Annotated in this window: 13 protein-coding genes; 3 read left to right on the forward strand and 10 right to left on the reverse strand. The window is 74.6% G+C overall.

Annotated elements, in window-relative coordinates; translation table 11 throughout:
* Nucleotides 1-103 precede the first annotated feature (103 nt).
* From ACFXGA_RS35820 to ACFXGA_RS35840, 5 genes are all read right to left on the reverse strand, one after another.
* Nucleotides 104-1384 (reverse strand): UDP-glucose dehydrogenase family protein, encoded by a 1281-nt coding sequence (locus tag ACFXGA_RS35820; RefSeq protein WP_378096061.1) that lies wholly within the window; start codon nt 1382-1384, stop codon nt 104-106.
* Nucleotides 1342-2232, reverse strand: a complete 891-nt coding sequence (locus tag ACFXGA_RS35825; RefSeq protein ID WP_378096064.1) for a glycosyltransferase family 9 protein — start codon at nt 2230-2232, stop codon at nt 1342-1344. The genes ACFXGA_RS35820 and ACFXGA_RS35825 overlap by 43 nt, the downstream gene beginning before the upstream one ends.
* A complete protein-coding gene (locus ACFXGA_RS35830; RefSeq protein WP_378096067.1) occupies nt 2229-3491 on the reverse strand; it encodes a glycosyltransferase family 2 protein in 1263 nt (420 codons plus the stop codon). The genes ACFXGA_RS35825 and ACFXGA_RS35830 overlap by 4 nt, the downstream gene beginning before the upstream one ends.
* Nucleotides 3488-5107, reverse strand: a complete 1620-nt coding sequence (locus ACFXGA_RS35835; RefSeq protein WP_378096070.1) for a carbamoyltransferase — start codon at nt 5105-5107, stop codon at nt 3488-3490. Before ACFXGA_RS35835 ends, ACFXGA_RS35830 begins: the two co-directional genes overlap by 4 nt.
* 78 nt (nt 5108-5185) lie before the next feature.
* Nucleotides 5186-6112: a UDP-glucuronic acid decarboxylase family protein gene (locus tag ACFXGA_RS35840; RefSeq protein WP_378096073.1), complete on the reverse strand. Its 927-nt coding sequence runs from the start codon at nt 6110-6112 to the stop codon at nt 5186-5188.
* Between the two features lie 57 nt (nt 6113-6169).
* Between ACFXGA_RS35840 and ACFXGA_RS35845 the strand changes: the two genes are divergently transcribed.
* Nucleotides 6170-7021: a glycosyltransferase family 2 protein gene (locus tag ACFXGA_RS35845; protein ID WP_378096077.1), complete on the forward strand. Its 852-nt coding sequence runs from the start codon at nt 6170-6172 to the stop codon at nt 7019-7021.
* A gap of 36 nt (nt 7022-7057) precedes the next feature.
* Here ACFXGA_RS35845 and ACFXGA_RS35850 read toward each other — a convergent pair whose 3' ends face one another.
* Nucleotides 7058-7585, reverse strand: coding sequence for a winged helix-turn-helix domain-containing protein (locus ACFXGA_RS35850; protein WP_378096080.1), 528 nt, complete (start codon nt 7583-7585; stop codon nt 7058-7060).
* 74 nt (nt 7586-7659) lie between these two features.
* Between ACFXGA_RS35850 and ACFXGA_RS35855 the strand changes: the two genes are divergently transcribed.
* A complete protein-coding gene (locus ACFXGA_RS35855; RefSeq protein ID WP_378096083.1) occupies nt 7660-8484 on the forward strand; it encodes an aldo/keto reductase in 825 nt (274 codons plus the stop codon).
* A 37-nt stretch (nt 8485-8521) separates the two neighbouring features.
* On the opposite strand, the gene ACFXGA_RS35860 is transcribed toward ACFXGA_RS35855, so the two are convergent.
* Nucleotides 8522-9031 carry a DUF2087 domain-containing protein gene (locus ACFXGA_RS35860; protein ID WP_378096086.1) on the reverse strand — a complete coding sequence of 170 codons (510 nt, stop codon included), beginning with the start codon at nt 9029-9031 and terminating at the stop codon, nt 8522-8524.
* Nucleotides 9032-9093: 62 nt separating this feature from the next.
* Between ACFXGA_RS35860 and ACFXGA_RS35865 the strand changes: the two genes are divergently transcribed.
* Nucleotides 9094-9876 (forward strand): hypothetical protein, encoded by a 783-nt coding sequence (locus ACFXGA_RS35865; protein ID WP_378096089.1) that lies wholly within the window; start codon nt 9094-9096, stop codon nt 9874-9876.
* Here ACFXGA_RS35865 and ACFXGA_RS35870 read toward each other — a convergent pair.
* From ACFXGA_RS35870 to ACFXGA_RS35880, 3 genes are all read right to left on the reverse strand, one after another.
* Nucleotides 9762-10166: a hypothetical protein gene (locus tag ACFXGA_RS35870; RefSeq protein ID WP_378096092.1), complete on the reverse strand. Its 405-nt coding sequence runs from the start codon at nt 10164-10166 to the stop codon at nt 9762-9764. The two genes, ACFXGA_RS35865 and ACFXGA_RS35870, sit on opposite strands and share 115 nt — an antisense overlap.
* A gap of 362 nt (nt 10167-10528) precedes the next feature.
* The gene (locus tag ACFXGA_RS35875) at nt 10529-11626 is read right to left on the reverse strand and encodes an ABC transporter substrate-binding protein (RefSeq protein WP_378096095.1); all 1098 of its coding nucleotides are present in this window, start codon (nt 11624-11626) and stop codon (nt 10529-10531) included.
* A gap of 211 nt (nt 11627-11837) precedes the next feature.
* Nucleotides 11838-11993, reverse strand: coding sequence for a hypothetical protein (locus tag ACFXGA_RS35880; protein WP_378096097.1), 156 nt, complete (start codon nt 11991-11993; stop codon nt 11838-11840).
* Nucleotides 11994-12383: the final 390 nt, after the last annotated feature.

Consider the following 12383-nt stretch of genomic DNA (forward strand, 5'->3'; position numbering starts at 1 on the left):
GGGGGGGGGCGCCCGGGGGGGCCCCGCCGTTTTCGGGGGCGCCCCCCCCCGCACGGCGCGCGCGGGGCCCGGGGGGGGGGCGGCCCCGGCGGCCCCCCGGCCCCTACCTCGCCGCGGGACGTCCCAGGGAGACCAGGCGGAACCCCGCCTCGGCCACCTTCTCGACCGGCAGCAGGTTGCGCGTGTCCACGATGACGGGCTCCGCCATCGCGGCCGCCAGGTTCGGCCAGTCCAGCTCGGCGAACTCCGGCCACTCGGTCAGCACCACCAGGCCGCGCGCGCCGTCCGCCACCGCCTCGGCCGAGCCCAGCACCCGGACCGGGCCGCAGTCCCGGCTGACGCACGGGTCGTAGCCGGTCAGCCACGCGCCCTCCTCGGCCAGCAGGCGGGCGACCGCGAGGGCGGGGGAGTCGCGCAGGTCGTCGGTGCCCGCCTTGAACGTCAACCCGAGCAGCCCGAGCCGGACGCCCGCCAGCTCGCCGCCCACCGCCTCGCGGACCAGGCCGACGACCCGCCGTGCCTGGTGGTCGTTCGTGCCGATGGTCGCGCGCAGCAACGGGAAGTCGACGTGCGCGTCCTCCGCCGTGGACAGCAGCGCCCTGGTGTCCTTGGGGAAGCACGAGCCGCCCCAGCCCGGTCCGGGTTCCAGGAACGCCGACCCGATCCGGTCGTCCAGCTTCATGCCCTCGGTCACGTCGCCGATGTCCGCGCCGACCCGTTCGCACAGCTCGGCGAGGCTGTTGACGTAGGACAGCTTCATGGCCAGGAAGCAGTTGCTGGCGTACTTCACCAGCTCCGCGCTCGCGCTGCCGGTGACCAGCGCCGGCGCGCCCGTCCCCGCGTACAGCGCGACCACCCGGCGTGCGACGTCCTCGGTCTCGGAGCCGACCACGACCCGTTGGGGCCGCAGGAAGTCGTCCACGGCGTGGCCCTCGCGCAGGAACTCCGGGTTGGACACGACCCGCACGTCGGGCCGGCCCACCAGCTCGGCCACCCGCTCCGCGGTGCCGGCGGGCACGGTCGACTTGATCACGAGCACGCAGCCGGGCCGGACCGCGTCGCGCGCCTCGCGCAGCACCGCGTGCACCGCGGCGAGGTCGGCCGCCCCGTCCTCGCCGGTCGGCGTCGGCACGCACAGGAACACGAAGTCCACATCGGACAGCGCCTCCGCGTTGCCGAGCACGAACCGCAGCCGCCCGTCGCGCAACCCCTCCGCGACCAGCTCGCCCAACCCCGGTTCGTGCGCGCCGATCTCGGCCCGGCCCAGCGCCGCGACCTTCGCCTCGTCCACGTCCGCGCACACCACGGCGTGCCCGAGCCGGGCGAAGCACGCCGCGGTCGTCAGACCGACATAGCCCGCTCCGATGACGCCGATCCTGGCCACGGTCCACCTCCCAGTAGTGTTCGCGCGGCGTCCAGCACCTCGGCCGCGGTGATGTCGAGCAGCCCCGGGTCGGGCCGGTCGGCGAACGTGTCGCCGGTCCTGCCGCGCCACAGCACCCGGTGCGGCCCCGACCGCGGTCCCCACTCGGCGGGGGACACGGGGCCGAACAACACCACGGACGGCGTGCGGTAGGCGGTGGCGACGTGCGCCACGCCGGTGTCACCGCAGATGACGAGTCGTGCGCCGGCCACGAGGTCCAGCAGTCCGGCCAGGTCGCCGATGCGCGTGCGGCCCTCGGTGACCTCGCGCACCAGGGGCGCCTCGGCGGGGCTGCCGGTCACCACGACGTTCGGGCCCAACGCGCGCACCACCTCGGCGAACCGGTCCGCGGGCCACCGCCGCGCGCCGTGGCTCGCGCCGGGGTGCACGACGATCGCGCCGTTGCGGGGCCGGGGCGGCAGGTGCAGGTCGTCCGGGTCGCAGGCGATGCCGAACTGCGCCAGCAGCCGGCACCACCGCAGCACCTCGTGCTGGTGCGCGGGCCACGGCACGTGCGCGCCGTGGGTGATCAGCCGTGCCGGGCGGGTCGCGCGCAGCAGGGTCGTGCTCTGCGGCCCCTTCCCGTGCAGGTTGACCGCGAGGTCCGGCGAGTCGCAGTCGAGCGGCACGAGTCCCTCGGTGGGCAGCAGCCGGTCCACCGCGTCGATCCGGTCCACGGCGTCGGCGAGCCAGCCGGGCGCGGCCAGGGTGATCTCCGCGTCGGGGTGCGCCCGGCGCAACCCGCGCAGCGCGGGCACGGCCGTCAGCAGGTCGCCGAGGCCGAGCGCGCGCAGCACGAGGATCCTCACCGCTGCGCCCTCCCGGAGCCCGACCCGGTGTCCCGCGCCGATCCGGAACCGGGGCCGACCTCCCGCGCCCTGCCGTTCCCGCGCGCCTTCCCGGCCGCCGAGGCGTTCCCCGCCCGCTGCTGTCCCGCGGTCCCGCGCGCCTTCCCGGCGCCGGGAGCCGGCTCGGCCTGGCGCGGCTCCCCGGTCCGGCGTGCCGCGCCGGCCGCCGGCGCCTTCGCCGCCTCCCACGCCTTCCCGGTCTCCCGCGCGGTCGTGCGCAGCCGGTCCAGTGCGTCCGCCACCGGCACCACCCGGCGGGTCCGGCCCGCGACCGGCACGCCCCGGTGCCGCACCTCGCCCCGCAGCCGGTGCCAGCACGCGGCGGGCGGGATGGCGACGCTGGTGACGACCATCCTCGCCACCTCGTCGCGGGTGCGCGGTCCGGGTGCGATGCGCTGCGCGGCGAACCACCCGGTGAGCCCCGCCCACGCGCCGCCGAACGCCCACGCCGCCTTCCGCCACCCCAGGAACCCGCACAGGACCGCGGCGGCCCCGGACGCCGTGGTGGCCGCGTGCCACCGCAGCCGACCGGGCGCGCCGCCCATCAGCTCACGCCACCGCGGCCCGAGCAGCCGCCGCGCCAACGCGTCGTCGGCGTTGCCGCGCTGCTGTCGCAGGCTCGCGAAGAACCCCGCCTCGCGCACCGGGTGCGTGGTCACGCGGTCGCCCCTGACGATCCGGTACCCGCGGGCCTGCACGCGCAGCGCCAGCTCGGCGTCCTCCCGGTACGCGCGCGGGAACCGCTCGTCGAACCCGCCCGCGTGCACGAGCGCCGCCCGCCGGTAGGCCATGTCCGCGGTGATCCACCGCGCGTCCGCCAACCCGGCCGTGCCGCGCTCCCAGTCGGTCGGCCGGCGGTCGGCGGGCAGCGGCACGGTGATCCGGCCCTGCGACGCGCCCACGTCCAGCCCCAGCCGGGCCAGGTCGGCGGTCAGCCGCTGCTTCCAGTCGCGCGGCGGCACCACGTCGTCGTCCAGGAACGCGATCCACTCGCAGCACGCCGCACGCCACCCGGCGTTGCGCGCGGCGGCGGGGCCGCGACCGCCGGTGCGCAGCACGCGCGCCGAGTGCGTCGGCGGCAGCGGGCCGGGGTCGGGCCGGTCGTCCACCACGATCACCTCGCGCGGCGGCGGGCCGTCGCCGTGCTCCAGCGCGTCGAGCACGACGCGCAGGCTGTCCCGCCCGACGGTGGGGATCACGACCGCGTAGTCGACGCTCATCGCGGCCGCCGCACCACGAACCGGCCGATGGCCAGCAGGTCCACCGGCGCCGAGCCGAAGCACTCCAGCGCGTCGCGCGGGTCGTCCACCATCGGCCGCCCGGCCGTGTTCAGGCTCGTGTTCACCACCACGGGCACGCCGGTGCGCCGGTCGAACTCGCGGATCACCCGCGCCATCAGCGGCTCGGTGGCCGCGTCCACGGTCTGCACGCGCGCCGTGCCGTCCACGTGCACGACCGCCGGGATGCGGTCGCGCCACTCCGGCTGCACGTCGTGCACGAAGAGCATGTAGGGGCTGGGCAGCGGTCCCCGCTCGAACAGCTCGGCCGCGCGGTCGGCCAGCACCATCGGCGCGATCGGCCGGAACTGCTCGCGCCCCTTCACCTCGTTGAGCCGGGCCAGGTTCTCCGCCCGGCCGGGGTGCGCGAGCAGCGACCGGCGGCCCAGCGCCCGCGGCCCGTACTCGCTGCGACCCTGGAACCAGGCCACCACCTGGTCGTCGGCCAACGCCTCGGCCACCGCGACGGCCACGTCGTCCGGCTCCTCGTACGGCACCTTCGCGGTGCGCAGGTGGTCCTCGATCTCCGCGTCCGTCCAGGACCGGCCCAAATCCGCGCCCGGCATCGCGGCGGCCGGTTCGCCGGCGTCCGCCACCACCTGCAACGCCGCGCCCAGCGCGGTCCCCGCGTCACCGGCGGCCGGCTGCACCCACACCTCCTCGAACGGCCCCTCGGCGAAGATCCGGGTGTTCGCCACGCAGTTGAGCGCCACGCCGCCCGCCATGGTCAGCCGCTTCTGCCCGGTCCGCTCGTGCAGCCACCGCACCAGGTCCAGCAGCACCTCCTCGACCCGGACCTGCACGCTGGCCGCCAGCTCGGCGTGCTCGCGCGTCACCTCGTCGTCCGGGCCGCGGCGCTTGGCCAGCGTCGCCCAGTCCAGCGGCGTGATGTGGAACCCGCCGTCCTCGGTCGCGCGGACGTGCTCGCGCAGCAGGTCCAGGTGCTTGGGCTCGGCGTAGGAGGCCAGCGCCATCACCTTGTACTCGTCGCTGGAGCGCAGGAAGCCCAGGTGCTCGGTCAGATCCTCGTAGAGCAGGCCCAGGGAGTGCGGCAGGTGCTGCGCGGCCAGCGTCTCCAGCCTGTGGTCGCGGTAGCTGCCCGCCAGGTGCGACCGGCACTCGCCGCGGCCGTCGTTGACCAGCACGGCGCAGTCGCCGCCGAACGGCGCGGCCAGGCCGGTCGACGCGGCGTGCGCGACGTGGTGCGGTACGAACCGCACGATGGCCGGGTCCAGCCCCGGCAGCGCGGTGGCCAGGAAGTACGGCGCGCGGCGGGCGTACTCGGTGCGCAGGTCCTCCCACGGCACGTCGTTGGGCTCGACCAGGTCCGGGTCGTAGGAGTAGGCCACGGCGTCCAGGTCGGCGGGCGTCAGCCCGGCGTGCTCCAGGCACCAGCGCGCGGCCTGCTCGGGCTGTTCCCACGCGGAGAACGGCACCGGCCGCTTGCCGTGCTTGCGGCGGGAGAAGCGTTCCTCCTCCGCGGCGGCCACCACCCGGCCGTCCACCACGAGGGCGGCGGCGGGGTCGTGGAAGACCGCGTTGATTCCGAGCACGCGCACGGCGTTCCCCTTTCGCTCCTGCTCCTGAGTGGACCGCCCTCCCGAGTGGACGGTCGCGGACGGACCGACGTGGTCCGACTACCCGACGAGTTCCCGGTCAAACGAGCGCCGCAGCCCCTCGGCCAAGCCGATCTCCGGCTGCCAGCCCAGCACCTCGCGCGCCAGCGAGATGTCCGGGCGGCGACGACGCGGGTCGTCGGTCATCGCGTCGACGTGCTCGACGGGGGAGTCGCTGCCGGTGAACTCGATGACCTTCCGGGCCACCTCCAGCACGGTGATCTCCTCCGGGTTGCCGAGGTTCACCGGACCGGGGTGGTCGCTCTCCGCCATCGACAGCAGCCCGCGCACCAGGTCGTCCACGTGGCACAGCGAACGGGTCTGGGAGCCGTCGCCGTGCACGGTCAGCGGTTCGCCGGCGCGGGCCTGCCGGAGGAACGTGGGGATCATCCGGCCGTCGTGCGGGCGCATCCGCGCGCCGTAGGTGTTGAAGATCCGCACGATGCCCGTGTCGACGCCGTACTCGCGGCGGAACGCGCAGGTCATCGCCTCGCCGAAGCGCTTGGCCTCGTCGTAGACGCTGCGCGGGCCGATCGGGTTGACGTTCCCCCAGTAGGTCTCGCGCTGAGGGTGCTCCAACGGGTCGCCGTACACCTCGCTGGTCGACGCGATGACGATCCGCGCGCCCTTGCGCCGCGCCAGCTCCAACGCGTGCAGCGTGCCGAAGCCGCCGGTCTTGAGCGTGTCGACGGGCATCCGCAGGTAGTCGACCGGGGACGCGGGGCAGGCCAGGTGCATCACCAGGTCCACGTCGCCCAAGAGGTCGATCGGCTTGGAGACGTCGTCCACCACCACGCCCAACCGGGGGTCGTCCGGCAGGTTGTCCGGCGACCCGGTGCGGAAGTCGTCCACGCAGACCACCCGCGCGCCGCGCCTGAGCAGCGCCTCGCACACGTGCGAGCCGAGGAACCCGGCGCCGCCCGTCACCACCACCCGTTCGAATCCCATGGGGGTGGCCTACCCGTGGAGCCGAGGAGTAACCGCCGGTTCCCGGGGTAGTACCCCGTGGTGTCCCAGACGACCGTGGTGATAGCGACCCGTGACCGCGCGGACGACCTCGCGCGGACGCTCACCCGGCTCCGGGAGCTGGACGTGCCGGTCATCGTGGTCGACAACGGGTCGTCCGACGACACGGTGGCGCGCGTGCGGCGGGAGTTCGCCGGGGTCGAGGTGCTGGCCCTGAGGCACAACGAGGGCGCGTTGGCGCGCAACCACGGCGTTCGGCGCGCGACCACCCCGTACGTCGCGTTCAGCGACGACGACTCGTGGTGGGCGCCGGGGTCGCTGCCTCGGGCCGAGGAGCTGTTCGCGCGGCACCCGCGGCTGGGCCTGGTCGCGGCCCGCACGATCGTGGAGCCGTTCGGCCGGTTGGACCCGGTGTGCGAGGAGATGGCCCGCTCGGCGCTGGGGCGCGACGACGACCTGCCCGGACCGTCCGTGCTGGGTTTCGTGTGCTGCGGGGCGATCGTGCGGCGGTCGGCGTTCCTCGCCGCGGGCGGGTTCCACCCGGTGCTGTTCTGGCCGGGGGAGGAGCGGCTGTTCTCCTGGGACCTGGCCGCCGCGGGCTGGGCGTGCTGCTACGTGGACGACGTCGTGGCCCACCACCGGCCGTCGTCGTTCCGGCCGCCGTCGGCGTGGCGGCGGCGGGTGGAGATGCGCAACGAGCTGCTGACGACCTGGCTGCGCCGTCCGGTCGGCGTGGTGCTCGGGCAGACGGCGGCGCTGCTCCGGCAGGCGGTGGGCGACCGGGACGCGGGCGCGGCGCTGGGCGCGGCCGTCCGCAGGCTGCCCGCCGTGCTGCGCCACCGGCGCAGGCTGCCGGCCGACGTGGAGCGCCGGGTCGCCCTGGTCGGCTGACCCCGTTCCGGAGGCCGGCGTCCAGGAGGCCGGCGTTCAGGAGGCCGGCGCGTCCCGCTCCACGACGACCTCGCCCGCGTGGTCCAGCCGGTAGCCGACGCCCCGCACGGTGGTGATGATCGACGCCGCGTCGCCCAGCTTGTGCCGGATGCGGCGCACGTGCACGTCCACCGTCCGGGTGTCCACGACGGTCCGCGTGCCCCACACGGTCGACATCAGCGAGGCCCGCCGGTGCACCCGGTGCGGGTGCGTGCACAGGTGGTGCAGCAGGTCGAACTCCAGCCTCGTGAGCTGCACCGGCACGCCCCGGTGCAGCACGCGCCGCGAGTCGACCAGGATCCGCAGCACCGGCTCGGTCCGCGGCGCGGGCAGGTCGACCACCACGTCCGCGTCCCGCAGGTCCACCACCACGTCGGCGTCGCGCAGGTCCAGCGCCGAGCGCAGCGCCGCGGCCAGCCGCCCCGCCGTGTCCACCACCCGCGTGCCCGGGGCGGACACGCGGATGACGACCGTCACCTCGACGTCCGTCCGGCCGACACCGGTCACCTCGGGCAATGCCGTCACGGTGTGATCGGACCAGTGCGGCCCGACGCACGTCAACGCGTTCCAACCCGTGGGAGGTGTTGACAAGGGGCATCATGAAACCCATGAGGACCATCACCCTGAACAACGGCGTGACCATGCCGCGGCTCGGTTTCGGCGTCTTCCAGGTGTCCATTGAGGACACCTACGACGCGGTGGCGGAGGCGCTGCGGGTCGGCTACCGCAGCATCGACACCGCCGCCGCCTACCGCAACGAGGAGCCGGTCGGCCGCGCGGTCGCCGACTCCGGGCTGCCGCGCGACGACGTGTTCGTGACGACCAAGCTCTGGAACTCCGACCAGGGCTACGACGAGGCGCTGCGGGCGTTCGACGCGAGCGCCGAGCGGCTCGGCCTGGACCGGGTCGACCTGTACCTGGTGCACTGGCCCGCGCCCAAGCAGGACCGGTACGTCGACACGTGGCGCGCGCTGGGCAAGCTGCACGCCGACGGCCGGGTCCGCGCGATCGGCGTGTCCAACTTCCAGCCCGCGCACCTGGAGCGGATCATCGACGCCACCGGCGCGGTGCCCGCGGTGAACCAGGTCGAGCTGCACCCGCGGCTCCAGCAGGCCGAGCTGCGGGCCTTCCACGCCCGGCACGGCATCGTGACGGAGGCGTGGAGCCCGCTGGCGCAGGGCGCGTTGCTGTCCGACCCGGTCATCACCGACGTCGCGGCCAAGCACGGGCGCACCCCGGCGCAGGTCGTGCTGCGCTGGCACCTCCAGCTCGGCAACGTCGTGATCCCCAAGTCGGTGACGCCCAGCCGGATCGCGGAGAACTTCGCTCTGTTCGACTTCGAGCTGGACGACGAGGACCTGGGCCGCATCGCCGGGCTGGACCGGGGCGAGCGCACCGGTCCGGATCCCGACACGTTCGGCTAGGCCGCCCGACCACCCGACGACCCGACCACCCCCGGGGTCAGACGCTCACCGGGCCGCCGGTCCGCCAGTACACGCCGGCGTCCCGGGTGAGCAGCCCTTCGTCCACCAGGTAGCGGCGCACCGTCACGTGGTCCACCTCGCCGCCGTCGCACCACCGCCTCAGCACCTCCACCACGTCCCGCTCGGGGTACCGTCTACCCGGCTCGAACGCGGTGCTCACCTGTTCGAGCACCGCCCGCCTGCGCCCGCGCTGCGCGGGCAGCTTCACCAGCCGCCCATCTCGCACGAACGGGTCTTCGGGGACCCGGTTCGCCTGTTCGACCCGGGTGGCCTCCTTGAACAGCTCCTCGCGCAGCCGCAAGCCGGAACCGTCGGTCACGACGAGACCGGCCGACCGCAACCGGCCCAACGAGTTCTCGACCCGCCGAGCGTCCAACCCGGTCGCCTCGACGATGTCGGCGGTCGTGCGCGCACCCAGGACCAGCGCGGCGGCCACGCGCAACCGCTCCGGTTCGGCCAGCAGTCCGATCAGTGAATCAGGGGTCACTCTTCGAGCTAACCGAACCCGGCGGCCCGGTGCACGCCCATTTCGGCGGACCTTTAGTAGCCGTGCGCACTGATCACCTCTTCCCCCTGGCCTCGGTGGAGCCGGTTTTCGGCATGCCGACCGAGAACGCCCGCAAGTTCCAGCAGGTGGCGGCCGAGCAGGACCTCATCATCGACGTGCGGGCGACGAACCCGCACGCGGTGGCGTGGTTGCGCCGGGGCGCGCTGCCCAAACCCGAGGCCGTGAAGGCCAAGACCATCGACGACGACGACGTCCGCCTGGGCGCGGCGCCCCGCCACCGGGGCCTCGTCGGCTACTTCCGGCCCCGGTTACCGCTCGTCGACCTCGACGACCGGCTGCTGCGCCGGTACGACCAGCGGCGCGTCGAGTTCGAGGCGTTGCGCGAGAAGATGGCCCGGTTCGACCGGCGCGGCGAGTACGTGGTGCGCGACGGCGTCGTGCACGGTTTCGACCGGGACGGCCGGCTGCGGCCCCTGACCGGCGACCACGACGTGTTCGACATCCGCGCCTCCGGCGGCGCGGGCCTGAGCAGGCGCCGGTACGACCGCGCGGTGGCCACCATGATGTCGATGGACATGGGCGTCACGCACGGGGCCCACATGTACTGGCGGCCCACCACCCGGTCCGACCGCGCGATGTTCGAGTCGATCGCCCGCAGCGGGGACCCCAAGCTGCGCTTCCACCCGGACGGCACGATGACCGCGGGCGACTACCGCCGCTTGAACGCCGGGATCAGCGCGATCACCACGCCCGCGAGGGCGGCCCGGCCGTACGCCAGGGTCTCCCACGTGGGCAGACCCATGGTGCCGGTGTCGTCGGCGTAGGTGATGAACAGTTGGCCGTAGAGCACCAGCAGCAGGACGCCGTAGAGCCGCGCGTGCCGGTGTCGCCACGAGAGCAGGACACCGGCCACGCCGGTGCACACGTAGAGGGTGTGGTTGACGCCGTCGCCCATGGGCAGGAACGGGACGGAGGCGAGCACGACCTGGAGCACGCCGACGACGAGCGCGAGTGCCTGGGCCCGGCTGAACGACCGCTCGCCGGCTCCGGGCTCTGCCCGCCGGTCGGTGTCCTTCCGGGTCCGTCGCGCCTTCACGACCGCCTCGATCCGCATGGCTGCTGGTTACCCGGCCCCTTTCGGCTCACCCGCGACGCCGCGGGCTTCGCCCTATAGGGCACATCGCCCGACACGGTCCGGCATTACGGCCCACCCGGCGAGTCGTGCCCGTGCCACGCCCGGTGGGCGTGTCGGGTCGCGTTGGGCCGGACGGGCGTGTCGCGTTGGGCCGATCGGGTCGTGGCCGTCGTCCGGCGGCACGGTTCCGCCGGGTGTGCGCGTGTGGCGCGGGCCTGCCTGTGCGAGTGCGCCCGGTCTCGTTCGGTGCCCGACCTTCCCCGGCGGCGGGGCCGGCGTGCGGCCCGGGCTCCTGTCGGCGCGGCGGCCTTGCCCGTTCCCGCGTGCCGCCGTGCCCAGGGTCAGCGCAGCAGCCGGTCGATCTCCGCGCGGGCGTCCGCGGCCGCCCGGTCGGGTGTTCGCTCACCGGTGAGCACCCGCGAAGCCATGGTGGCGAGGGCGCGGGAGACGTCCGGGTACTGCGCCCCGTAGGCGGTGGGCGTCCGGGCGGACCGCAGTTGGGCGGTGAAGCCTGGCACGTTCGGGTCCCACTGCCAGGCCAGGGCGTCCACCGTGCCGGTGCGGTTGGGCAGCGCGCCGAGGCCGCCGCCGAACTCGGTGGCGTTGTCCGGGTGCTCGGCCAGCCACGTCAGCACGTCCCACGCCCGGTCGACCTGCCCCGCGCGGCCGACCACCCAGGTCTCGCCGCCGAGCTGCCCCGCCGGTCCCGCCGCGCCGTCGGGCAGGGCCGCCGCGGCCCAGTCCAGCCCCGCCTGGTTGAGCTGCGGGACCGCGTCCGGCCCGGTGACCACCATCGCGCAGCGCCCCTCCGCGAACCGCTGCCGCGCGTCGGCGTCGGTCCAGCCGAGGACCTCCGCCGGGGCGCTGCGGTCGGTGTTCACCAGCGCGTCCAGGTGCGCGAGGGCGTCGAGGGAGGGCTGCTCGTCGATGCCGGTCACGTCACCGCCCGCCTGCCACAGCAGGGGCAGGAACGTCGTGGTGAGGTCGTCGTCCTTCCCGCCGAAGCACAGGCCCGCCCGGTCGGTCGAGGTCAGGGCCTTGGCGGTGGTCCGCAAGCCCTCCCACGTGGTCGGCGGCGACGCGATCCCGGCGGCCTGGAAGTGCTCGCGGTTGTAGACGAGCGCGGTGGTGGTGCTGCGCAGCGGCACGCCGCGGACCCGGCCGTCGTGGGTCACGCTCTCGCGCACCGCCGGGAGGAAGTCGCCGGCGAGGCCCCACCGCTCGAACCGGTCGGTGAGGTCGGCCACGGCGTCGGCCTCGGCCAGCCGGGGCAGGTCGGTGGCGTCCACGGCGGCGATGTCGGGGAAGACGCCGGACGCGACCGCCTCGGCGAGCTTGGCCCGGAACTCGGGGCGGGACAGGGAGGTGCGCTCGATCCGCACGCCGGGGTGTTCCTGCCCGTAGCGGGCGAGGAGGCTGTCCACCGCCTGGTCGGCCATGGGGGAGTGGGTGAAGTGATCCCACCAGGTCAGTGTCACCTGGTCTGGGATTTCGGTCTGCTCTGCGTTGCACGCGCCGGTCACGACCAGGACCGCTGCCAGGAGCAGCGCTCGTCCACGCATCCCGCTCCACCCTTCGGGGTAGGCGACCTCTACGGACTGTGATCGGTCCTACTCCGGTGCGCGAGGCGGTGTCAAGATCGGAGGTGGTTCAGACCTCCGGCCGTCCTCGGGGCGGCGGCGACGGTGTGGTGGTGGGCGTCCCGTCCGCGACCGGGTGGTCCGGCTCGGCGGGGTCGCCGGGGTCGGGGATGAGGTCGGCGAGGTAGGTGGCCGCCAACTCGTCGTAGATCGGTGTTGAACTCACGTTTCCGCATCCTGTCCGGCCCCGGGCCGCGGCGCTGCCCCTCTCACTCCTGTGGGTTACCTTTCGCCGTCCTCCGCCGGCCGGTCTCCGCACAAGTGCGGAGATCATTCCCGCTGGTGGGAGCGTCGGCCGGACCGATGTGGACAGTCCTCGGCATGATCGTCCGAGACCGGCCTCCACCCCCGTCACCCAGCCGTTATCGGAGTACCTGATTGAACGGCGGTAACAGGGGTACCCGTGCCTGCGATGAGGGCTTAGGCGGCCACCGCCCCCCAAACTGGCCGCCTGACAAGTCCCGGCCGGACTCCCCTCCCCCCAAGAGTCCGGCCGGGCACCTCATCGCCCTTCCCCCAACACGGCGATCCGGCCGTTCCGGGTGCACCCCGGAAC

Origin of the sequence: Actinosynnema sp. NPDC059335 (genome assembly GCF_042752395.1) — a bacterium.
In the GTDB taxonomy this organism is placed as follows: domain Bacteria; phylum Actinomycetota; class Actinomycetes; order Mycobacteriales; family Pseudonocardiaceae; genus Actinosynnema.

Excerpts from the sequence above, each read along its gene's own strand:
- ACFXGA_RS35830 (WP_378096067.1), bottom strand. The coding sequence starts at position 3,491 with ATGAGCGTCGACTACGCGGTCGTGATCCCCACCGTCGGGCGGGACAGC.
- ACFXGA_RS35840 (WP_378096073.1), bottom strand. The coding sequence starts at position 6,112 with ATGGGATTCGAACGGGTGGTGGTGACGGGCGGCGCCGGGTTCCTCGGC.
- ACFXGA_RS35855 (WP_378096083.1), top strand. The coding sequence starts at position 7,660 with ATGAAACCCATGAGGACCATCACCCTGAACAACGGCGTGACCATGCCG.
- ACFXGA_RS35870 (WP_378096092.1), bottom strand. The coding sequence starts at position 10,166 with ATGCGGATCGAGGCGGTCGTGAAGGCGCGACGGACCCGGAAGGACACC.
- ACFXGA_RS35875 (WP_378096095.1), bottom strand. The coding sequence starts at position 11,626 with ATGGCCGACCAGGCGGTGGACAGCCTCCTCGCCCGCTACGGGCAGGAA.